The 21,418-nt window shown below is 65.0% G+C and carries 15 protein-coding genes; 13 read left to right on the forward strand and 2 right to left on the reverse strand.

Features of this window, described 5'->3' with window-relative positions; translation table 11 throughout:
- The first annotated feature begins 17 nt into the window (after nucleotides 1-17).
- The gene (locus tag BMY03_RS00575) at nucleotides 18-1,559 is read left to right on the forward strand and encodes an ABC transporter substrate-binding protein (RefSeq protein ID WP_038706164.1); all 1,542 of its coding nucleotides are present in this window, start codon (nucleotides 18-20) and stop codon (nucleotides 1,557-1,559) included.
- A 36-nt stretch (nucleotides 1,560-1,595) separates the two neighbouring features.
- Here BMY03_RS00575 and BMY03_RS00580 read toward each other — a convergent pair whose 3' ends face one another.
- Both BMY03_RS00580 and BMY03_RS00585 read right to left on the reverse strand, forming a co-directional pair.
- On the reverse strand, nucleotides 1,596-3,743 hold the full coding sequence (locus BMY03_RS00580) for a hypothetical protein (RefSeq protein WP_094009963.1): 2,148 nt from the start codon (nucleotides 3,741-3,743) through the stop codon (nucleotides 1,596-1,598).
- Complete coding sequence (locus BMY03_RS00585; protein ID WP_094009964.1) at nucleotides 3,730-4,932, reverse strand: DUF3142 domain-containing protein; 1,203 nt, start codon at nucleotides 4,930-4,932, stop codon at nucleotides 3,730-3,732. Before BMY03_RS00585 ends, BMY03_RS00580 begins: the two co-directional genes overlap by 14 nt.
- Before the next feature lie 550 nt (nucleotides 4,933-5,482).
- On the opposite strand from BMY03_RS00585, the gene BMY03_RS00590 reads away from it, so the two are divergent.
- Genes BMY03_RS00590 through BMY03_RS00645 form a run of 12 tightly spaced genes read left to right on the forward strand, consistent with a single transcriptional unit; the run spans nucleotide 5,483 to nucleotide 21,303 of the window.
- Nucleotides 5,483-7,345 (forward strand): 3-dehydroquinate synthase, encoded by a 1,863-nt coding sequence (locus BMY03_RS00590; protein ID WP_094009965.1) that lies wholly within the window; start codon nucleotides 5,483-5,485, stop codon nucleotides 7,343-7,345.
- On the forward strand, nucleotides 7,342-8,232 hold the full coding sequence (locus BMY03_RS00595) for a UbiA family prenyltransferase (protein ID WP_094009966.1): 891 nt from the start codon (nucleotides 7,342-7,344) through the stop codon (nucleotides 8,230-8,232). Before BMY03_RS00590 ends, BMY03_RS00595 begins: the two co-directional genes overlap by 4 nt.
- Nucleotides 8,229-9,002, forward strand: a complete 774-nt coding sequence (locus BMY03_RS00600; RefSeq protein WP_094009967.1) for an EboA domain-containing protein — start codon at nucleotides 8,229-8,231, stop codon at nucleotides 9,000-9,002. The genes BMY03_RS00595 and BMY03_RS00600 overlap by 4 nt, the downstream gene beginning before the upstream one ends.
- A 36-nt stretch (nucleotides 9,003-9,038) precedes the next feature.
- The gene (locus BMY03_RS00605; protein WP_023631477.1) at nucleotides 9,039-9,923 is read left to right on the forward strand and encodes a TatD family hydrolase; all 885 of its coding nucleotides are present in this window, start codon (nucleotides 9,039-9,041) and stop codon (nucleotides 9,921-9,923) included.
- Nucleotides 9,920-11,152, forward strand: coding sequence for a metabolite traffic protein EboE (gene eboE / locus BMY03_RS00610; RefSeq protein WP_038706169.1), 1,233 nt, complete (start codon nucleotides 9,920-9,922; stop codon nucleotides 11,150-11,152). Before BMY03_RS00605 ends, eboE begins: the two co-directional genes overlap by 4 nt.
- The gene (locus tag BMY03_RS00615; RefSeq protein WP_094009968.1) at nucleotides 11,142-12,587 is read left to right on the forward strand and encodes an alkaline phosphatase family protein; all 1,446 of its coding nucleotides are present in this window, start codon (nucleotides 11,142-11,144) and stop codon (nucleotides 12,585-12,587) included. Before eboE ends, BMY03_RS00615 begins: the two co-directional genes overlap by 11 nt.
- Nucleotides 12,566-13,708, forward strand: coding sequence for a hypothetical protein (locus tag BMY03_RS00620; protein WP_094009969.1), 1,143 nt, complete (start codon nucleotides 12,566-12,568; stop codon nucleotides 13,706-13,708). The genes BMY03_RS00615 and BMY03_RS00620 overlap by 22 nt, the downstream gene beginning before the upstream one ends.
- 10 nt (nucleotides 13,709-13,718) lie before the next feature.
- A complete protein-coding gene (locus BMY03_RS00625; protein WP_023630891.1) occupies nucleotides 13,719-16,106 on the forward strand; it encodes an Ig-like domain-containing protein in 2,388 nt (795 codons plus the stop codon).
- A 57-nt stretch (nucleotides 16,107-16,163) separates the two neighbouring features.
- Complete coding sequence (locus tag BMY03_RS00630) at nucleotides 16,164-17,087, forward strand: hypothetical protein (protein WP_094009970.1); 924 nt, start codon at nucleotides 16,164-16,166, stop codon at nucleotides 17,085-17,087.
- 19 nt (nucleotides 17,088-17,106) lie between these two features.
- Nucleotides 17,107-18,399: a hypothetical protein gene (locus BMY03_RS00635; RefSeq protein WP_094009971.1), complete on the forward strand. Its 1,293-nt coding sequence runs from the start codon at nucleotides 17,107-17,109 to the stop codon at nucleotides 18,397-18,399.
- Nucleotides 18,400-18,402: 3 nt separating this feature from the next.
- Complete coding sequence (locus BMY03_RS00640) at nucleotides 18,403-20,214, forward strand: hypothetical protein (RefSeq protein WP_094009972.1); 1,812 nt, start codon at nucleotides 18,403-18,405, stop codon at nucleotides 20,212-20,214.
- 33 nt (nucleotides 20,215-20,247) lie between these two features.
- Nucleotides 20,248-21,303 carry a hypothetical protein gene (locus tag BMY03_RS00645; RefSeq protein ID WP_038706172.1) on the forward strand — a complete coding sequence of 352 codons (1,056 nt, stop codon included), beginning with the start codon at nucleotides 20,248-20,250 and terminating at the stop codon, nucleotides 21,301-21,303.
- The last annotated feature ends 115 nt before the right edge of the window (nucleotides 21,304-21,418 follow it).

Genomic DNA, 21,418 nt, shown 5'->3' on the forward strand with positions numbered 1-21,418 from the left:
TCAAACGGAGCTTGAGCATGAAACCCACTGCATTGAAGTTACTCACCGCCGCCGTGCTGGCCGCCAGCACCCTGGCCGGTGGCATGGCCCAGGCCGCCGGCGTGCTGACCATCGGCTGCCGCGAGGAGAGCACCACCTTCGACCCGATCAAGAGCGCGCAGAACCGCGACAGCTGGGTCTTCGCCAACGTCTACGACGTACTGGTGCGCGTCGACAACAGCGGCACCAAGCTGCTGCCGGGCCTGGCCGAAAGCTGGAAAGTCTCCGACGACGGCCTGACCTACACCTTCAAGGTTCGCGAAGCCAAGTTCTCCGATGGCTCGCCGCTGACTGCCAGCGATGCGGCGTTCTCCCTGCTGCGCATTCGCGACAACCCCGGCTCACTGTGGTCCGACTCCTACAAGATCATCGACAAGGCCGAAGCACCGGATGACCGCACCCTGGTGGTGACCCTGAAGAACAAGTCGGTGCCGTTCCTCGCACAGCTGGCCACCGCCAACGTGTCGATCCTGTCGAAAAAGGCCATGGACGCCATCGGCGAAGAGGCCTACGCCCAGGAACCGGTGACCTCCGGCGCGTTCAAGGTCAAGGAGTGGCTGCGCGGCGACCGCGTGATCCTTGAGAAAAACCCCTACTTCTGGGAAGCCGACAAGGTCAGCCTGGACGGCGTGGAGTGGATCTCGATCCCCGACGACAACACGCGCATGCTCAAGGTCCAGGCCGGCGAGCTGGACTCGGCGATCTTCGTGCCGTTCTCCCGCGTTGACGCGCTGCAGAAAGACAAGAGCCTGATCATCCACATCGACCCGTCGACCCGCGAGGACCACCTGCTCATCAACCATGAGAAAGGCCTGCTGGGCAAGGTCGAGGTGCGCGAGGCCATCGACCTGGCGATCGACAAGAAGGCGCTGGTGGAAACCGTGACCTTCGGCCATGGCGAAGCGGCCTACTCGTACATTCCAAAAGGCGCGCTGTACCACAATGCCAACAACCCGCAACGCCCGTTCGACCCGGCCAAGGCCCGTGAACTGCTGAAGAAGGCCGGTGCCGAGGGGCTCAAGGTCAACTACGTGGTCAACGCCGGCAACGAGGCCGACGAGCAGATCGCCGTGCTGGTACAGAAGCAGCTGGCCGATGTCGGCATCACCGCCAACCTGCAGAAGGTCGACCCGACCCAGAGCTGGCAGATGCTGGTCGATGGCGACTACGACCTGTCGGTGATGTACTGGACCAACGACGTGCTCGACCCGGACCAGAAGACCACCTTCGTGCTCGGCCACGACACCAACCAGAACTACATGACCCGCTACCACAACGACAAGGTCAAGGACCTGGTGGCCGCGGCCCGGGTGGAGACCGACCCGGTCAAGCGCGGGCAGATGTACCAGGACCTGCAGAAGCTGGCCAAGCAGGACGTGCACTGGATCGACCTGTACTACAGCCCGTACATCAACATCTCGCGTAGCAATATCCAGAACTTCCTGCAGAACCCGTTGGGCCGTTTCACGCTCGAGGAAACGGTGAAGCTGGATGCAGGGGTGACGACTGCACAGAAGTGAAGGTCAGGGGGCGGCTGATGGCCGCCCCTTTTCGTTTCACACCTTGGCCTTGCGCCGTCGCAACCACATCCAGGCAACCCCCGCCAATACCACCAACCCCACCGGTAGCGCCTGCGCCTTGTACGGCCGCAACGCAGCCCGCGCGGCATCCAGCTTCTCTGTCACATAGCGTTTGTTGGCCTGGTCGAACCGGGGCGCTTCGCACTGGTTGCCGAAATCCTCTGCCCACTGCACGAACGGCCCCTGCTGGACGTAGCGCTTGTACAGCGCGCTTTCCTGCTCGGTGCCCGGCACCCAGCCCGCCGCCGTGCACAGCACCGCGGCGAAGGCTTGGCTGCTGCGCGGCAACTGGTCCGCGGCCTGGTTGGCCAGGTCGGCGGCGACATAACGATAGTGGTAACGCTGGTCGGGCTTGGCCTCGGTCGCCAACTGGCGCTGCACTTCGCCGGCACCGATGAACGGCCCGGGCTGCAGGGTGGCGCTGCCCAGGCTGAAGCTGCCACCCAGCCAGGCATAGTCCGGTGCCATTTCGTAGCCGAGGATTTCCATGCCGGCACCGCGTGCCAAGGTGGCCGCGGCGAACAGCGCCTCGGCGCGGCCCGTGGCCGTCCAGCGCGAGGCGGCCTCCTGGCGATGCTGGCCGTAGGCCTTGGCATCGGCCTGCAACTGCGCCGTGGCGAAGTAGCCGGGCGCCTCGTCATAACGGCCCTCACGCAGCAGACGTCGGCCCAGCAACTCGCGCAGCTGCGTCGCCACCGGTCGCGGCACATAGCCGCCCTCTTCCACCTTGGGGGCCGGTGGCGCCGGCACATGGGCATCGACATAGCCCTTGAGCTCGTCCAGGGTCAGCACGCGGTCGGCCACGTTGGCCGTATCCTGCCAGTAGATGTCCTGGCTGCGATACAGCAGGTCGAAGGCCTGCAGGTAGTCGCCGCGCTCCAGCGCCAGGATCGCGCCCTCGCCTTCGACCCGGCAGCCGGGCTTGACGCTTTCGTAGTCCCAATCGGGTGTCTGTCTGGAGCCCCACGACTCTTCGCGGGGGAACGCGGCGGCGGCCTTGGCATAGGCAGCGGCTGCCTGGGCCTTGTCGCCATCGCGCAAGGCCAGCTTGGCGCGCAGCCACCAGGCAAGGCCGGTATCGCCGGCCTGCTGCAGATAGCTCCTGGTCGCGGCATAGTTGCCTTGCTGGTAGGTCAATGCAGCCAGGCGGTCGGCGTCTTCCAGCTTGTCGCCGACACTGGCCTGCAGCAACCCGGGCAGGCGCCGGGCCTGGGTTGGCGGCTGGCCGTCGTAGTCCCAACCGACATGGCTGAGCAGATAGGCGGTGAGCAGCTTGCGTGGCATCGGTTGCGCCAACTGCGTCTTCAGCTGTTCATCCGGCAGGCTCACCAGTTCGTTGGCAAGTTGCCTGAGCGAGCTGTAGCCACTGCCCGAGCCCAGACGGCTCTGGCTGGCATACAAGCGGATGGCGCTGTTCCAGTCGCCAGCGAGCTTGGCCAGGCGGGCCTCCTCGCCAAGGCTGGCAACCCCCAGTTCCAATGGGTCGCTGAAGCCTTCGGCGCTGAGCGCGCGGGCTTGCTGGAAAGCCTCGCGCGCCTGGGCTTGCAGGGCCTGCGGGGTCTGTTGCGGATCATCACTGGCCGAGAAGCTGCGGGCCATCAAGGCCCGCCCCAGCGAGTAGGCTGCCCAGGTGCTGCGCAGCTTGCGTTGTTCAGCTGGCAGGGCCAGCACCTTGGCGAAATAATCCGCGGCCAGGGCGTGGTCGCCGGTGTCGAAAGCCACTGCGCCGGCAATGTACAGGCGCAGTTCATCCGGCAATTCGGCGCCCTGCTCCAGCACTTGTTGCGGATCCGCCAGGGCACGCAGTTGCGCGACCTTTTCGCGCAGCGATTGCGGTAGCTCGCTTGCCTCGATACGGCTGCGCTGCTCACGGTAAGGTCGGTCGTTGTCGTCACTGTCCCAGTAAGGAGTCAGGGTCACATCGGTGGCGGGCTTGAGGCCTGCGATCTGCTCGCCGAGGCGATTCACCTCGAAACCGAAATTGCCCTCCGGCAACTCGGCCAGGGTGTGCGCTCGGTCGCCGAGCAACTGCATCGGGAAGTCCGGGCCACAGGCCAGCGCCGGAACGGCCGGCACGCTCAGGGACAGGTACAGCAGGCGCCGGGGCCAGTTACGGGTAGACATTCCATGCTCCTTGATCGATTCCATGGCAGCGCGCCCAGCCGAGGACGCGCCGGCCGCCAGCGGCGAGACGCGCGCTGGACTGGCGGTTGAAGATGAGGTGTTGCGGGGATTGCTGCAAGCGGTAGCCGTTGAGCCCGTCGGCGGCGTCACAGGATGCGACGTTCAGCTCCACCCGCGCAGGTATCGGCAGGTCGAGATTGCCGACGTTGACCAGATTGATGTCGCGCAGCCCCGCCTGCCCGGACAGTTCGACCCGCCAGTGGCTGGCGAGCGCGTCGCCTCGCGCCACTGCCTTCAAGGTGGTCAGGCTCCAGGCGCGGCGGTCGCCGGGCAACGGTAGGCGGAACCAGATCAGCCCGGCCAGGTGCGCAGGTGGCTGGTGGCGCAATTGTCTGCCCAGGTCCGCCAATTGCTTTGGATCGGCCAGCAGTTCGCGGCGTTCGCCGCCACGACTCAACGGTGTTTCGCTTTCCACAACGGGCGCGCCACCGGTATCAGGCAGCAACGCGACGCCATAGGCGGGCAAGGCCAGGTAGAACGGCTTGTCGCCGACGGGACTCCAGCGTTCGGCCCATTGCCTGGCCTGTGCCGGATCGAACAGGCCGCGCCGCGGGTCGCTCACTGCGTGCACCTGCAACACACTGCTGTCCACCGCCTGCAACAGCGCCGGCAGCTGCGGGCTGTCGAGCCAGGCGGGCAATGCGGTGATGCTCAGCTTCAGGCCCGGCGGCAGTTGTGCGCGCAGTTTCAGGAGAAATTCGCCATAGCCTGCAAGGCGAGCACTGCCGCTGTCATGGTCGATCTCCAACCCCTCCAGGGCCACACCCGCGGCCTGCCAGTCCGCCAGCAGGCGCGCCATCTGTGGGCCTGCCTCCTGCAGGTCGAGCGCCGGCAACTGGCCGTCCAGGCGCACCACGGCGATCACTGGCCGGCCATCGGCCTTGAGCCGTGGCAGGTCGACCAGCGCCCTGCTCCACCCGGCTTTGGGCTGCGCTTGCAAGGCCAGTACGCGCAAGGTCGAAAAGTCGGCGCGGCTGTCCGCCAGGGCTTGCTCATGGGCGGGTTGCCATTGGCGTTGCCAGATATAGAGCTGCTGGTCGAGCGGCAGTGCGGGCTCAGGCCGGCAGCCGGCGAGCGCGCCGAGCACGACACAGAAGAACAGATGACGCAGGGACGGGGTGGCGGGCATGCAATCCTTTGTCTGGCGCGTTGGGCTGCCGGTGGCGAGGCGGCGATGTTACCTCAACTCAGCATCGAGGCGGCGTCCTGCCAGCTGGAGTACAGATGTTCTCCATGGACGTATATGCGAGGATTACCGTTGGTGAGTAAAGAGCCTTCACTCAGCACGCGTCATTTTAAATAGCTGCGTACTAGTTAGAAGACTATCCAACTTGACTTCAGCTACGAACTTGCAAGGCGAAGAATAATGACCAAATTAATTGATTATCATTCACCAGCCAAACCATACAAGCTTCAAGATTAATTATTTATATATAGTCAGGATTAATAATTCGCAAGCATTCTAATGCACTCATAAAAATCACGTGTTTCATCTAACCCTTCGCCCCACATTTCCTTGCAAAAGCGAAGCGGCCGACTAGTTTTGTGTTTGTCTTCGCCAACATCATAAATACAACTCCCTCGCCAATAAGTTCAGAGGAGTCCATGTCCTTGCGCCCATTGGGCGTGACGTTCGATTGCTGAAACGGAAATCAGTCAAATAACAAGAGGGACGCTTGATGAAGCGCAGCCGCGGGTATCGTGCGCTCTCGCAAAGAGGGCCCGGCAAACATTTCTGGTTGTCAGTACTGTGCTTCTCAGGCCTGGTGATCGCCAGCTTTGTATTATTCGAACAACAGATCCAGAACTTCCTTTCCCACCTCGAACACTTCCTGCCTTCGACCCCCGCCCAGATGCTTACCCTGGCGGTGCTGCTGATCGGCTTGCTGGCGCTGGACGTGGTACTACCCGTGCCGTCGAGCATGGTCGCGCTGTTTGCGGTGGCGACGCTTGGCAGCGTTGGCGGCTACCTGGTGATCTTCATCGGCCTGTGCCTGGGTGCCGGGCTGGGGTATGCGCTGGGGGCGGGGTATTTTCGCCTGCTGTCCAGCCGCCTGGGCCTGCACCAGCGCCAGCCGGGGCAACTGGCGTATCGGCTGGGCACGCTGTCGTTGATCTGCCTGCGCGGCGTGCCGGTGCTGGCGGAAACCTCGGTGGTGGCGGCCGGCATGCAGCGCTATCCGTTGCGCGCCTTCATCCTGGTCACCACCTTGGCCAATGCCGGCCTGGCACTGGCCTACAGCGCGATCGGCAGCTTCCTGGTCGCGCAGAACGCGCTGCTGGTGACCCTGCTCGCCGGCATGGTCCTGCCCGCGTTGTTCATTGCCGGGTACAGCCTGTTCAAGGCCTTGCGCAAGGGTGAACCACTGCGCGGGCGTTTCACGGTCAGTTACGACTACCCCGTGGTGTTCACCGAGCACCTGTTCGATCCGCTCAACACCTGCCTGCATCGCCAGCTCACCGCACAGCAGCGTGGTCGGGTAACGGTGCTGGTGTTCGCCGACGAACAGCTGCTGCGCTGCGCACCGCACCTGCCGGGCCAGATCGACGCCTACTTTGCCGCCCATGCTGCGGACCTGAACCTGAAAGCCGCGCCCATCGCCGTGCCGGCCGGTGAGCTGAGCAAGGACGCACAGGTATTGCAACAGCTGTACAGCGACATGCTGAGCCATGGGCTGGACCGCCATTGCTTCGTCCTGGCCCTGGGCGGCGGCGCTGTGCTGGACGCGGTGGGCTACGCCTGCGCCACCTTTCACCGGGGCATGCGCCTGATCCGCATCCCCAGCACGGTACTGGCACAGAACGACGCTGGCATCGGCGTGAAGAACGGCATCAACGCCTTCGGCCAGAAGAACCTGCTCGGCGCCTTCTACCCCGCCTGCGCAGTGATCAATGACTTCCAGCTGCTCACCACGCTTGCCCACCGCGACCGCATTGCCGGCCTGGCCGAGGCGGTCAAGGTGGCGCTGATCAAGGACCGCGCCTTCTTCGAGTGGATGGAGCGGGAGGCCGACGCCCTCGCCCACTTCGATCATCCGGCCAGCCGTTACGCCATCCGCCGTTGCGCCGAGCTGCACCTGGGGCACATCACCGGCGCTGGCGACCCCTTCGAACGCGGCAACGGGCGCCCCCTGGACTACGGCCACTGGGCGGCGCACAAGCTGGAAAACCTCAGCCAGCACCGCCTGCGCCACGGTGAGGCGGTGGCGGTGGGCATGGCCCTCGACGGGCTCTATGCCAATGCCCTGGGTCTGTTGAGCGATGCCGACAGCGAGCGCGTCATCAGCCTGTTGCTCAGGCTTGGCTTCAACCTGTGCCCGCCGGAGCTGAGCCTGAAAGATGCGCATGGACGTTCGCGAGTGTTGCTTGGGCTCGAGGAGTTTCGCCAGCACCTGGGCGGGCAGCTGTCCATCCCCATGCTGAGCTGCATCGGCACATCGGTCGACCTGCACGAGATCGATGACGCCCTGATGGAAAAGGCGCTGCTGCGGCTGGTCAGCCAGCGCGCGCCCCTCACCCTGGGCGAGGGCTGCGCGCAATGAACCCGATCGCGCCGGACCTGAAAACCTGGCTGACCGTTGGCCGGGTCTCCAACCTGCCCACGGTGTGGACCAACACCCTCGCCGCCGCCCTGCTGGCCAGCAGCGCCGGCGCCCTGGCGCCACCCTCCTCTCTGGTGTGGCTCCTGCTGCTGGCCATGCTGTCGCTGCTGTACCTGGCCGGCATGCTGCTGAACGACCTGCTGGACGCCGATTGGGACCAACAGCACAGCAACGCCCGCCCCATCACCCTCGGGCTGGTCAGCCGGCGGCAGGTGCGCCTGGCCATCTACGGGTTGCTGCTGCTGGCCGCGACCGCTGCGCTCGGCCTGAGCCGCCTGGTCGAACAGCCGCACTGGCTGCTGGGCAGCGTCACCCTGCTGGTGGGCTGCATTCTCGGCTACAACCTGCTGCACAAGACCCACGTCCACAGCGTCTGGTTGATGGGCGCGTGCCGCTCGGCGCTGTACCTCACCGCGGCGGCCAGCCTGGCGGTGCCGGCGCAGCCCCTCTGGCTGTGCGCGGTCCTGCTGGGCGTGTACATCAGCGGCCTGACCTACCTGGCACGCCAGGAACACCTCAACCAGTTGCTCAGCCGCCTGCCCCTGCTGCTGATGCTCAGCCCGCTGGCCCTGGCGGCTTACGCCGACACCCTGTGGTTCTGGCCGGTGTTGCTGCTGTGGCTGGGCTGGTTGGGCTGGCACTACTGGCTGCACCTCGCCGATCCGCGGCGCCGACAAGTACGCGCCTTCATCGGCGCGGGGCTGGCGGCCCTGCCGCTGTTCGATGCCCTGGTGCTGGCGGTGGCCGACCAGCCCCTGGGCAGCCTGCTGTGCGTCCTGGTGTTCTTCCTGCTTCCACACCTCCAACGCTGGATCAAACCGACATGAACAGTCATATCGCTTCGTCGCCAACGGCGGCGCTGGACATGCGCCACGACTGCCTGGCCGAACGGCAGCAGGCCTTGATCGCGCAACTCGATCAGGCCGAGTTGCAGTGGTGGCAGCAGGCGCTGGCGCGCCTCGGGCAGTCGCCGGACGCCAACACCGCCGCCCTCCTGAGCAGCCAGTGCAAGCGCCGGATCGGCGATCGGGCCATGCTCGACGATAAGGGATGGAGCCAGTTGCAAGTGGCACGCGCGCTGCTGCTGGCGCAGGTCCTCGACCAGCAGCCCGAGGCCGAGCAGCTGCCTTTGCTGCGCCAGTTGTTCCTGTGGGGCGACGACCAGGAAAAGGTCGCCCTGCTCAAGGCCCTGGACTGGCTCGACAGCCATGGCTCGTGCCTGGAGCTGGCCTTGCAGGCCGGGCGTACCAGCAACAGCCAGGTGTTCGCCGCCCTCGCCCTCGACACCCTCTACCCGTCCCGCCATTACCCGGAGCGGGCGTTCCACCAGCTGGTGCTCAAAGCGCTCGGCATGGGGCTGGACGTGAGCGGCCTGCGCGGTCTGAGCGAGCGTCAGGGCGTCGCCCTCAACCAACTGGCCCTCGATCTGCTGGATGAGCAACTGGCTGCCGCGCGCCCGGTTTCCGGCGGTCTGTACCTGGCGATTGCCTTCAACCTGCTCAGCCCGGCGCAGCACCAGCGTCTACTTGGCCTCAGCCGCCAGCAATGTCTGCCCCCCGGCTGGCATGAGCACCTGGCCGGCCACTTACCGACCTGATACCCGACGATGCCTTCTCCCTGACGAGGATCCACCATGCCCAAGTACTTCGACCCGCATATCCATATGGTCAGCCGCACCACCGATGACTACCAGAACATGGCTGCCGCCGGCATCACCGGGGTGATCGAACCCGCGTTCTGGCAGGGCCAGGCCAGGACCAGCCTCGGCAGCTTCATCGACTACTTCGACACCCTGCTGGGCTGGGAGCGTTTTCGCGCCAGCATGTTCGGCATCCATCACTTCTGCACCATCGGCCTCAACCCCAAGGAGGCCAACGACCTGTCGATCGCCTATGAGGTACTCGAGGTCCTGCCGCGCTACCTGGTCAAGGACGGCGTGGTGGCGGTGGGTGAAATCGGCTACGACGACATCACCCCCGAGGAAGACCGCTTTCTCGCCGCGCAGCTTGAGCTTGCCAGGCAATTCAACCTGCCGGTGCTGGTGCACACCCCACACCGCGACAAGATCGGCGGCACCAAGCGCACCCTGGCGGTGATCCGCGAAGTCGGCATCGCCGAGCACCTGGTGATCATCGACCACCTCAACGAACTGACCCTGCCGCTGGTGCTCGACAGCGATTGCTGGCGCGGCCATTCGATCTACCCCAACACCAAGATGTCCGAGCAACGCATGGTCGCGCTGCTGCAGCAGTACGGTACGGAAAAAATGGTGGTCAACAGCGCCGCCGACTGGGGCATCAGTGACCCGCTCAAGGTGCCAAAAACCGGCCAGGCGATGCTGGCCGCAGGCTTCAGCGAGGCCCAGGTCGAACAGGTGCTGTTCCACAACCCGGTGGATTTCTTTGCCCAGAGTGGCCAGCTGGACAAGACCCTGGTCAGCACCCCGCTGCCCATCGACCAGCGTCGCCAGTGGCAGGAAAACTCGGCCCTGCGCGGCCAGGATCCGGTGGTCAAATGAGCGCTGGCCGGGGTTGGAGCGCCTCGCAGCTCGGCTACTGCGGCAACGTGCACCCGGCACCTGACCTGGCCGCGCTGCGCGCCTCCATCGAGCAACACTTCCAGGGCGTGCGCAGACTGCGCGGGCTCGACGTGCAAGACAGCGGGCTGTGGATCAGCGCCCGCGCCGCTTCCGAGTTGCGCCAGGCGCCGGCACGGCAGGCGTTTCTCGACCTGCTGCGACGCAGCGGGCTGCGCCTGACCTCGCTCAACGGCTTCCCCTACGGGCAGTTCCATGAGGGCGCGGTGAAGGCTGCCGTCTACCTGCCCAGCTGGGCCGAGCAGCAACGGCTGGCGTACAGCCTGGAGCTGGCACGGCTGCTGGCCGAAGCGCTGCCGCCGGACTGCCGGCAAGGGGTGATTTCCAGCGTGCCGCTGGGCTATGCCGCCCACTGGAGCCCGGCGCTGCAGCAGCGTGCCGAGGAACAGCTGCGCCAGCTCACCTCGGCGCTGGCCCGTCTGCACCAGGAAACCGGCAAGAAGATCATCGTATGCCTGGAAATGGAGCCGGACTGCGTGCTGCAAACTACCGACCAGGCCGTCGCCTTCTTCCACCACTGGCAGGCCAGCGACCCACACCATGAATACCTGGCACTGTGCTTCGACGTCTGCCACCAGGCGGTGATGTTCGAAGACTGCCGGCAGTCCCTGGAAAGGCTGCGCCAGGCCGGGGTGCCCATCGGCAAGATCCAGCTTTCCAATGCGATGATCTGCCGCCTGCCGGCCCAGGACATTCGCCGTTGCGCCCAGGTACTCGAGGTGCTGGGCGGCTTTGCCGAAGCCACCTATCTGCACCAGGTACAGGCGCGCGACAGCCAAGGCCACCTGTGCGCCTGGGCGGACCTGCCTGCTGCGCTCGCTGCCTGCCTGGCGGAGCCCGGGCGCTACCGGGAGTTGCGGGTTCACTTCCACATCCCGCTGTTCAGCGAACACCTGCTGCTGCCGGAGCTTGGCGCCAGCCAGGCCGCCCTGGCGCAGACCTTCGATTTTCTCACGGCGCACGAAGACATCCGCCCCGTCCTGGAAGTGGAAACCTACAGCTGGGGCGTTCTGCCTGCGCAACTGCGACCCACCACCGCCGCTGCGCAGCAACAGGGCATCAGCGACGAGTTGCGTTGGGTCGAGGAGCAGTTGCGCCAGCGTCGCCTGCTGCAACCCAACCCACAGGAGGTCTGCGCCGATGCCCTCTGAACAGCCCCGCCAACCGCTGCTGCTGATCAACGTGGTCGGGCTGACGCCTGCGCTGCTGGGCTCGGCAACACCGCACATCAACCGGCTGTTGCAAAAGGCCAGGATGGCCAGCCTGCAACCGGTGTTCCCTGCCGTCACCTCCACGGTGCAGGCCTCGATCCTCACCGGCCTGCCACCGGCCGGGCACGGCATCGTCGGCAATGGCTGGTACTTTCGCGACCAGGCCGAAGTGCGTTTCTGGCTGCAACCCAACGCCCTGATCCAGGGCGAGAAGGTCTGGCAGACGCTCAAGCGCGAACTGCCGGGCTTTCGCTGCAGCCAGTTGTTCTGGTGGTACAACATGTACGCCGACGTCGATGCCGCCATCACCCCGCGCCCGCACTATCCGGCCGATGGCCGCAAGCTGTTCGGCCTGTACTCGTCCCCGGCAAACCTGCATGCGCGGATCGAAGAGCAGATCGGCGCGTTTCCGTTCCCGGCGTTCTGGGGGCCGGCCGCCGGCATCGCCTCCAGCCGCTGGATCGTCGATTGCGCCATGGCCGAGTTCCAGCTCGATCGCCCGGACCTGCAGCTGGTCTACCTGCCCCACCTCGACTACTGCCTGCAGCGCCTCGGGCCAGGGCACCCGTCTATCGTCGACGAAGTGCAGGCCATCGACGCCGAGGTCGGCCGCCTGCTGGGCTTCGCCAAGACGCAGGGCGCGGCCGTGATGCTGGTGTCGGAGTACGGCATCGAGGCAGTCAGTCAATCGGTGTCCATCAATCGCCTGCTGCGCGCTGAAGGTCTGCTGCAGGTGCGCCAGTCACTGACCTGGGAACTGCTCGACCCCGGCGCCAGCGCTGCCTTCGCCGTCGTCGACCACCAGATTGCCCATGTCTACGTCCGCCAGGCCCGCGACATCCCTCGGGTCAAAGCCCTGTTGCAAGGCCAGCCCGGCATCGAGCGGGTGCTGGACAGGACCGAGCAGCAGGCCTGGCAGCTGAACCACGCGCGCAGTGGCGAACTGGTCGCCATAGCCGCCGCCGATAATTGGTTCGACTACCGCTACTGGCTCGACGATCGCAAGGCACCGGACTTCGCCCGCACCGTGGACATCCACCGCAAGCCCGGCTACGACCCGCTGGAGCTGTTCATCGACCCCGCCATCCGCTTCCCCAGGCTGAAAGTGGCGCGGCGCCTGCTGCAGAAGAAGCTCGGCTTTCGCTACTACATGGACCTGATCCCGCTCGACACCTCGATGGTGCGTGGCAGCCACGGCCGTCTGCCCGCCAGCGCGCAGACCGGGCCACTGCTCATTACCGATTGTGATCTGCCGTTGCCGGGCAGCCTGCCGGCGACCGCGGTGAAGCAACTGCTCCTGCAGCATTTCCTGGGGCACTCATACACCGACCTGGCCAAAGCCAAGGAGCTTACATGCGGCGAGCCATCTCAATAACCGTCCTCAGCGCACTGGCCGGACTGGCCCAGGCCGAGGGCTCTACCCCCTTCGATTGCAACCAGTTCATGCAGTTTGGCGGCAACGTCGACCAAGCCCGGCAGACCTTCGCCCAAGGGCCGGAAAGCATGAGCTGGAACTGGTTCGTCTGCCTGAACCAGCCGGTCGAGTCGAACAGCCCCAATCGGGTCTGGGAAACCCTCAAGCCTTCGGACCAGGTCTACCTGAGCAATGGCGCCGCACCGCTGCCCTGGGGCCAGAGCGAGCCGGTGCCGGCCGCGGTGCTGCAGGCCGCCCAGGCCCAAGGCCTGAACCCCGATCGCACGTTCCACAACCTCAACGCCGTGCAGCAGGTGGACGGCCTGATACTGGAAATGGGCGGCGCGGTACCCACCGCGCAACAGGGGCAACCGGTGCGTTTCCAGCTATTGATGGGCGAGGACACCTTCGACTACATCGTGCAAAAGCAGGTGTACAACGTGAACGGCCAGGCCGCCTTGACCAGCAACCTGGCCTTTCCCTCCACCGCCTGGGAGCTCAAGGCCGCCTGGCTGTGGATCGGCAATGACCCGGATTATCAGCAGCAACTGCAAAGCGATGGCTACTACATCGCCCAGGCCTACTACCAGCAGGACAACGGCCAGTACCAGGTCGGCTACGCCGCGCTCAGTGGCCTGCACGTGGTCAACAAGCTGAACCCGCAATGGGTCTGGACCACCTTCGAGAATCGCAACAACGGCAAGTACACCGTGACCAACGCGATTCCCCCGACCCCGATGAGCAACAGCACCGGGCCGACCCCGGCGGCGCAGACCGCCAACACCACCTTCCAGGCCATGTACCCGGCGCTGGCGCAGTACGAGCTGATCGGCACTCAGTCCGAGACCAATCCGAAGTTGCTGGCCAACTCCCAGCTCGAGTCGGCCTTCCAGAGCCAGTCCTCGTGCTTCGCCTGCCATGGCACGGCGGCCTACTCCAAGACCAAGGGCTATTTCAATTTCGCCCAGAAGCAGCAAGGCGGGATTGTCTATCCGACTGCCGAAGTGCCGGCGTCCGAGTTCGCCGGGTACAACAAACTGGACTTTGTCTGGTCGCTGAAACGCGCCCAGTGGCAACGCTAAGGAGCATGACATGAGCGTACTGAACTTCCCGCGCATCTATCTCGGCGGCCATATGTTCTGGAGCCCGCCGACCGCCAACAACAACGACATGTTCCCGCTCTACGATGCCTCGAAGATGCGTCTGAACTGGCGTTTCCTCGAGTACTACGGAATCAACCCGGCGAATGCCAGCAGCAAGTTGATGCCATGGGTCATCGCCCCGCAAGTGCTGCTCGAAGCGCCAACCTATGTGACCCAGGTGCCGGGCAACGTCTCGCAGAATCCCAGCGTGATGATCCCCGGCGAGTGGAACCTGTTTGGCGACAATGCCTGCGGCACCGTCAACTACACGCCAGCAGACCCCACGATCCCGGCGACCGCCTCCATCATCACCGGCGGCGAGCTGCCCGGTGGCGGCTATGTCAGCCAGGACCCGCTGATCAACCAGACCTACAACCTGCTCGGCAACCCGTTCGGCAGTGACGCCCCCACCCCGGCGCGCTTCGTCGACGTCAGCCCCTGGCAGAACACCTTCACCGCGCTGTACTTCGACCGGCTGGTACTTGGCGACGCCCAGTGCGGCCTGACGCTCAAGCGCGAGCACCGCATGCTCGACCGCTTCCTCAACTTCAACTGGGCGACCCTCGGTGGCCTGATCTATGTGACCACCACCTGGCAGACGTGCTTCCCCAAAGAGAACCTGAGCTGGGCCCTCGGCAACTCGCAACTGCTGCAGAACCTGCAGCAACAGATGGAGCAGCAGAAGGCCAAAGGGCTGATGTTCCGTTTCTCTACCTACCTGACCTGCTACGACATGAACGGCATTTTCAACGACCAACCGCCCATCATCACCCACACCGTCGACTCGAAGATCCTGGCCAATGTGCAGGCGATGTACCAGAAAGGCCTGGACAATGTCGGCAGCATCTTCTTCAACCCCGCCTACAGCCGCACCGCCGGCACCCTGGGCCTGTGGTTCGACGACGAGTTCCCCACGGCACCGGCCGGGCGGCGGCTGGTCCCTGCTGATCCGGTACAGTTGCAGAAGGACGGTGTGAACTTCAAATCCATGACATTGGGGGTCATCTCGGCGCAGGTGCATGACGACACCCTGTCGCTGGACCTGCTCAATGGGTTCCCCAGCTATTCGCTCGACCCGAAGGCCAAGATACCGGTGGCGGCGAAGTTCGACGCCGGCAGCTACCAGCTGGGGATACGCCAGGGCGAGCAGTTCACGCCTTTGGCCGGTTTCGGCTACGACGACTATCAGCAGGCAGCCTTCGACAAACGTTCGGGGATCCTCGACCTGCCGTTGAGCGCCGAGGCGCAGAAACAGCTGCAAAGCGGAGCGCTGGAGCTGCAGCAGCAAGGCGCCACCCCCGTGCAGGCGGCGACCCAGCAGATGTGGACCGCCGAAGTGGTCGAGAGCGCCAGCTTCATCGACGTCGGCGACAGCAAGACCTTGCAGATCATGGTGCAGTACGACGGCCTGCCCGCGCCGGCCGGTACCGTGCTGACGGTGGCCGAATACAACAACGCCTACATGATGTGCACCACCGACTATTACCTGGCGTTCAGCAACCCGGCCGACTTCACGCTGTTCCTGGAGGACCCGGACAATCCCGCCAACAACACCCCCAACCTGCCGCAGTTCGTCGGTACCCCGTCGCTCACCCGCCAGCTGAGCGAAGGCACGGGCCGTAGGCTCACGGCGGTCCACCCCGCCGGCCCGACCACCGACATGAAAGCGGTTAGCTACCAGCAGTACCTGCCCACGCCAGGTTCGGTGGCCCTGAGCCCAAGCCTGGCATTCGCCAACCCCGTCCAGGGCCAGGGCACACTGAAGGATGAGCCGAAGGGCAACGTGCAGTTCAGCACCACGCAGATCACCACCGACGCCAACGGGGTTGCCCTGCTGACTGTCAAGGCCGTGGCGCCGGGCTTCCCGACCTTGCGCTTCTTCGTGCATGAGGACAAGCAGCCGCCGCAGATCCCGTTCAGCTTCAAATTGATGCAAACCTACACCGACTTCCTCGCGCCGCTGCGCGTGTTGCCGCAGGAGCCGGAGATACAGCAGGCATTCGTCGATGCCTGGAACCAGGTCTACAAGCAGCAGAACGCCGGCCAGCTGATCTGGGAAAGCTTCATCTACCCGTTCATCCTGCAGCCGTTCTTCTACATGTACCCGATCATGAACAAGTACATGCCGCTGAACTCCCTGGCGCGTATAGAAGGCGCGGTCGACCAGTTGATCGTGCTGATCAGCAAGGAGTACCAGGAGGAAAGCACCCTGGCGATGCCCATCACCCGGGACATGCCGCAAAGCCGCCGGGCGGTGCTGGAGCTCTGGGCCCAGGCCCTGGTGAAACGCAACTACCCCCCCATCCCGCTGAGCATGAGCGACTTCCCGCAAGGCTGACCGGCAGGACTGCCGGGTGACGAGGCTGTCACCCGGCACACTTCACAGGAGTGTCCCATGAAAACCCGCATCCTCTACCGACTGTTGCTGCTTGTCCTGCTGCTGTGCCCCTCGCTGGTCGCCCAGGCCGACGACAGCGCCGTCTACTTCACCATGGGCGTGCACAACACCCTGGGCTGCGATGCAAGCAACGGCAACTGCATCGCCAAACGCGCACCGAGCGACCCGTCCGATCCGTTCTTTCCGGCCTACTGGATCAGCGACTGGACGATGTACCGGGTGATGCACAACTACCAGAAGAATCCGCCGCCCTACAGCAACCCACCGGCCACCCTGGCCCCGGCCGACTACACCGTGTCCCGTGGCACCAGCTACTACGACACCACCTACATTCCAGCCGATGGCGACGGCTTCGGCGCCATGATGGAGCACTACGAGAAGTACTGCCTGCCGATCTTCCCGATCAAGAACAACAACTACACCTGCTCGTTCGTGTCCCTGGGCAACAAGGCCTACTTCCTCACCTACCCGCAGGACCGGCCCAAGGACATGCCGGCCTGCTGCATGTTCTCGCCGATGAACCACCCGCCTCGGCAGGATTTCATCAAGCACCTGCCCTACAGCGCCACCCGCAGCCAGCACCTGGACGCCAGCGTGCAGGCCTATGCACTGGACCTGGACTCGCCGCAGGGACCGATCCTGTTCGGCTATGCCTTCTACAACAAGGCCTCGGGCCAGCCGCCCTACCGGCAACCGCAGTCGTTCTACTTTTCCGGGGACGCCAGCATCGCCAACGCACCGATCGTCAGCCAGAACTACACCGGCTTTCGCATTGCCAAGCCCGACCCGGCCCAGACCTGGGCGCAGGTCGCCGCCATGTGCCCATCGAACCCGCCGCCCTGCCAGCTGTTCGAGCCGCCAACCGGCCAGAGCAACGGGCACAAGGCGCAGTGGAACAAACTGATGCAGCGCAAACCCTGAGCCACGACGAAGGATCGCCATGAAAGCCATACTGCGTTTATCCGTGATAACCCTGGGCCTGGCCAGCCTGCCGGCATTGGCCAGGGAACAGGCCTTGCCCTCGTCCCAGGCCACCCCGCTCGATTGCCAGCCACCCAGCAGCGCGCCGGCCGCCAACGCCAGCCAGGACCAGTTCGATCGCTACAGCTGGCAGCTGTTCATCGCCTTGAACTGGCCGGCCCAGGACCGCCAGCGCGGCAACCCGGACTGCACCCGGCAGCCTGGGGACGCCGGCTACACCGTCTGGCAGACCTACAAGAGCGTCGATGAGATCTTCCTGCCCGGTGGCGCCAATCCCGGCCCCTGGAACACCCCGCAGGGCGCCAGGAGCCTGGGCATCATCAACATCGCCGCGCTGAAGAACAGCTCGCTGGTCAACGCCATCGACCAGGCGGTTGGCGGCTGGCTGATCGACCAGGCCGGCAACCCGACCTACTACGATATTTCGGCCAACCAGGCATCCTACGACTACATCGTCGCCAACCAGTTCTACAACGCCGATGTGGTGTCCAGGGCAGCCAACATCCAGTTCCCTTATGGCGTCATCGAGATCAAGTCGAGCTGGCGCATCCTCGGCCCCCGTGACAACGCCAGCCGCTACCTGACCATGCTGGCGCGGGTGGCCACCTTCGATGACCAGGGTCGGCGCAACGGCGTGACCGAGGCCTTCCTCGGCCTGGTGGGCCTGCATGTGATCACCAAGGCCAAGGGCTATCCGCAGTGGATCTGGTCGACCTTCGAGCAGATCGACAACGTGCCGCCCAAAGCGCTGGTGGGCGGCCAGTGGGTCGACCAGCCGGCATCCGGCACCGCTTATTCCTACTTCAACGCCGACGCGCCCGCCGCGAGCCTCAACCAGTCGCCCTGCGACTGGCAGACCCAGGGCACGCAACTGGTCTGCGTGCCCAAGCCCGGCACCACCTTCCAGACCCCCAACCCGCTGAACCGAGTCACCCCGATCGCCGATGTCACCCAACAGGTCAACGCCGCCTACCGCGCCGACCCTGGGCTGCAACGCAGCGTGCTCAAGTACTACCAACTGGTCACCACCCAGCGCCCGCTGATGCCCGACAACCCCGGTAATCCGCTGGGCCAGCCGACGCCCTCACTGTCAGCCAACGTCACCATGGAAAGCTACATCCAGCCCAACAGCAGCTGCATGAACTGCCACTCCATGGCCACGGCGGTGAGGAGCCCGTACAAGTCCGACTTCTCCTACCTGTTCAAATTCGCCCATGCGCCCCTGGGCAAAACCATCAAGGACGAGGATTGAACCATGAGCATCCTGAATGGCCCACGCCTTAATTTCTGGGGTGGCATCCGCACCGATGTCAGCCTGCCGAACAACTCGCCGACCATCCCCTACGATGGCAACGACGAGTGGCCGATCTTCGACCTGACCACCTCGACCCTGGCGCCGGGCGCCCAGTCCTTCACCGACGACCAGTTGAACGCCATGCTCAATGCGCCGACAGGTGACTACTACACCGCCGGTGGCTGGAACCACTACGGGCAGCACCTGGTCGATCTGCAGAACGCCATGATCAGCTCGCAGGGCAGCCCCGGCAGCGTCAGCACCAGCGGTGACCTGGTGGGGCAACCGGTGTACCTGCTTGGCTCGCTGGACCCGGCGACCGGCCAGCCAACCAACTCCGGCCCGATGATGGTGGACCTGGATCCGACCTCGACGACCACCACGCAGATCTTCGTCGGCGGCCTGCAGATCGGTGGCAACAGCGATACCCAGCTGCTGATCCGCTGCGACACCGTCTGCAGCAGCCTTGATGTGAAGAAGCGCGTGCTGCTGCCCGCGTCGATGGACGCGCCGGGCTCGTTCCGCCTGAGCGGCACCTTCCAGCTGACCTTCCCGCTCGCCAGCATCGTCAGCTGGAACCGCGACAGCCCCGGGCTGCGCGCGATCATCCAGGCGCCCGGGGCGACCGGGATCGTGTTGCGCTTCGTGATGTTCGAGATGTGCCCGGCGATGACCACCGCGCAACTGGACGCCGACTACGCCGCGGGCCGATATACCCCGAACCCGAGCATCGGTCGGGTCATCGGCACCCTGGCCCCGGCTTTTGCCAACGAACCCGCCAACTGCCAGCCCGGACGACAGCTGGTCAACCAGAGCACCGGCGGCACCGCCTACGCCGAGCTCGCCGGCAGCGGCCTGCTGAGCGTCGACATGGTCAACCTGATACCCAAGCAGACCTTCAGGACCGTGCGCGACGACATCACCAGCCCCATCGGGCCCAACGCCAACTACGGGCCGGTCACCTTCACTGCCGGTACCGTACCCCTGGCCACGCTCGATCCGAACAGCGACCTGATGCGCAACTACTACGTGTATGGCGGCCTGGTCGACTTGCCGCTCGACCCCAGCCAGCAGCAGGCGACGAAAACCTCAGTGCTGCACGTCGACGCCCCCGGCGCCGTCGCCGGCACCCTGTTGCATGCCTGCGAGTCGGTCTATCGGGTCTACGCCGACCAGCGCAATGTCTATACCGAGGACTACCCCGACGGCCTGTCGATCACCCTGCAGGTCCGCTACCTGGGTGGCCCGGTAACCACCCTGAGCAAGATAGCGCTCGGCACCGGCCCTTCCGGCCCGGTCTACGGAGCGCCGGAAAACTGGGACTTTCTCGACGTGCCCGATACCTTGGTCGTCGAGGCCGGCCAGCTCGCGGTCAGCCTCCCGGTCAAGGTCAAGCCCGGTACCGACGCACAGGCCGGGTTCGTCACCCTGAGCTACTCCGTCAATGGCCTGGCCGCTGGCAGTTTTTTCACCAACTTCCGCAAGTTCGCCAGCACCGACTTCGGCATCGCCACGGGCAGCACCATCACTTGGCAGCAGGTGTACCCGAATGTCCTGCGCTTTCACTACCTGGCCTTCCCCGCCATGTCCCGGTACGTGCCGCTGAACCAGCCCGACGCGATCATGGCGGCGAAGGGGCCGATCCTCGCCCGCACCGCCGATGCCTACAAAGGCACCACGCTGTTCATGCCGGTGGTGCGTTCGATGTCGCCGAGTCAGCGGGCGCTGCTGCGCGCCTACCTCACCGGCGAGCCGTGGCAGCCACCGCAGTAGCCGCTACCCCTGTTCGCTCACGGAGAGAAGCCGATGTCTGCAACTATTCATATCCCCACACATCCACGCGCAACGCTGCGCCCCAGCACCCTCATCGCCGAGGGTCTGCTCAACCCACGCGGCATCTGTCTGCAGGCCGATGGCAGCCTGCTGCTGGCCGAGGCCGGGTCCGGCCTGCCCGAGCAGCCCTTCAGCGGCCGGATCAGTCGACTGCGACCGGACCCGACCTCACCCGGCGCCTACTTGCCCGGGGAAACCCTGGCACAGGGTTTTCGCACCATGAACATGCAAGCGCGCATGTTGCGCGACGAAATCATGGGGTTGTCGGACATCGCCTGCGGTGACGGACGCTGCCTGGCCAGCCAGACCGACTATGTCGAGGGCTCGAGGTTGCTCGACCTGCAGTTCAACCCGCCCGAGCCGGTGTTTCACAGTCGCGGCAACCTCAACGCACTGTGCTTTCATCCATCCCGGCGCAGTTGGCTGGCGGTCAAGCCCGATAGCAACCAGTTGGTGGAGTTCGTCGATGACCAGCAGGAGCGCGTGCTGGCGCAGCTGCCCGAACTGGAGCAAGGCCAGGAGGCCGTGCCCGTCACACTGGTGTACGAACCTGACACGGACGCAGTGCTGATCAGTCTGTTCTCCGGCGAGCTGCACGGTGACCCGCTGCGCAAGGGCATCGACTTTGCCGACAGGGCCGGACAGGTCATCCGGGTCTGGCCAGCCGATGGACGCATCGAGGTAGTTGTCCAGGGTTTGCAGCTGCCCACCGGCCTGGCCCTGGATCGCAGCGGCAACCTGCTGGTGCTGGAGCTCTGCGACAGCGTGCAGCAACCTTTGACGCCTGACTGGCAAGGTGAGGCGCGGCATGGCGGCTTCACCCGTTTCTCAGGCAGGCTCCTGCACTGCAACCTGCAGACCGAGCAGGTGACGGTGCTTGCCCAAGGCCTGGATACCCCGTCCAACCTGTGCCTGGTGCGCGATGGGGTGTTGGTCAGCGAAGGCATGGGGCTGCTGGGGCGGGCACTGCCCACGGCAGGGGGCGAGGTGGTGCCGTTGGCTGGCAGAGTTCGCTGGGTGGGGCTTTGATACGGCGTACATTCCAGCTAGGTCGGCATTCAAGGTGAGTCAGCGGCAAGGCGATAAAGCCGCAAATTTTGATGGCTTGTTGTTTACCGACGCGATTGCAGTCCTGTCGGCGAAT

Origin of the sequence: Pseudomonas soli (genome assembly GCF_900110655.1) — a bacterium.
Taxonomy (GTDB): Bacteria; Pseudomonadota; Gammaproteobacteria; order Pseudomonadales; family Pseudomonadaceae; genus Aquipseudomonas; species Aquipseudomonas soli.

Excerpts from the sequence above, each read along its gene's own strand:
- BMY03_RS00575 (WP_038706164.1), top strand. The coding sequence starts at position 18 with ATGAAACCCACTGCATTGAAGTTACTCACCGCCGCCGTGCTGGCCGCC.
- BMY03_RS00580 (WP_094009963.1), bottom strand. The coding sequence starts at position 3,743 with ATGTCTACCCGTAACTGGCCCCGGCGCCTGCTGTACCTGTCCCTGAGC.
- BMY03_RS00585 (WP_094009964.1), bottom strand. The coding sequence starts at position 4,932 with ATGCCCGCCACCCCGTCCCTGCGTCATCTGTTCTTCTGTGTCGTGCTC.
- BMY03_RS00590 (WP_094009965.1), top strand. The coding sequence starts at position 5,483 with ATGAAGCGCAGCCGCGGGTATCGTGCGCTCTCGCAAAGAGGGCCCGGC.
- BMY03_RS00595 (WP_094009966.1), top strand. The coding sequence starts at position 7,342 with ATGAACCCGATCGCGCCGGACCTGAAAACCTGGCTGACCGTTGGCCGG.
- BMY03_RS00600 (WP_094009967.1), top strand. The coding sequence starts at position 8,229 with ATGAACAGTCATATCGCTTCGTCGCCAACGGCGGCGCTGGACATGCGC.
- BMY03_RS00605 (WP_023631477.1), top strand. The coding sequence starts at position 9,039 with ATGCCCAAGTACTTCGACCCGCATATCCATATGGTCAGCCGCACCACC.
- eboE (WP_038706169.1), top strand. The coding sequence starts at position 9,920 with ATGAGCGCTGGCCGGGGTTGGAGCGCCTCGCAGCTCGGCTACTGCGGC.
- BMY03_RS00615 (WP_094009968.1), top strand. The coding sequence starts at position 11,142 with ATGCCCTCTGAACAGCCCCGCCAACCGCTGCTGCTGATCAACGTGGTC.
- BMY03_RS00620 (WP_094009969.1), top strand. The coding sequence starts at position 12,566 with ATGCGGCGAGCCATCTCAATAACCGTCCTCAGCGCACTGGCCGGACTG.
- BMY03_RS00625 (WP_023630891.1), top strand. The coding sequence starts at position 13,719 with ATGAGCGTACTGAACTTCCCGCGCATCTATCTCGGCGGCCATATGTTC.
- BMY03_RS00630 (WP_094009970.1), top strand. The coding sequence starts at position 16,164 with ATGAAAACCCGCATCCTCTACCGACTGTTGCTGCTTGTCCTGCTGCTG.
- BMY03_RS00635 (WP_094009971.1), top strand. The coding sequence starts at position 17,107 with ATGAAAGCCATACTGCGTTTATCCGTGATAACCCTGGGCCTGGCCAGC.
- BMY03_RS00640 (WP_094009972.1), top strand. The coding sequence starts at position 18,403 with ATGAGCATCCTGAATGGCCCACGCCTTAATTTCTGGGGTGGCATCCGC.
- BMY03_RS00645 (WP_038706172.1), top strand. The coding sequence starts at position 20,248 with ATGTCTGCAACTATTCATATCCCCACACATCCACGCGCAACGCTGCGC.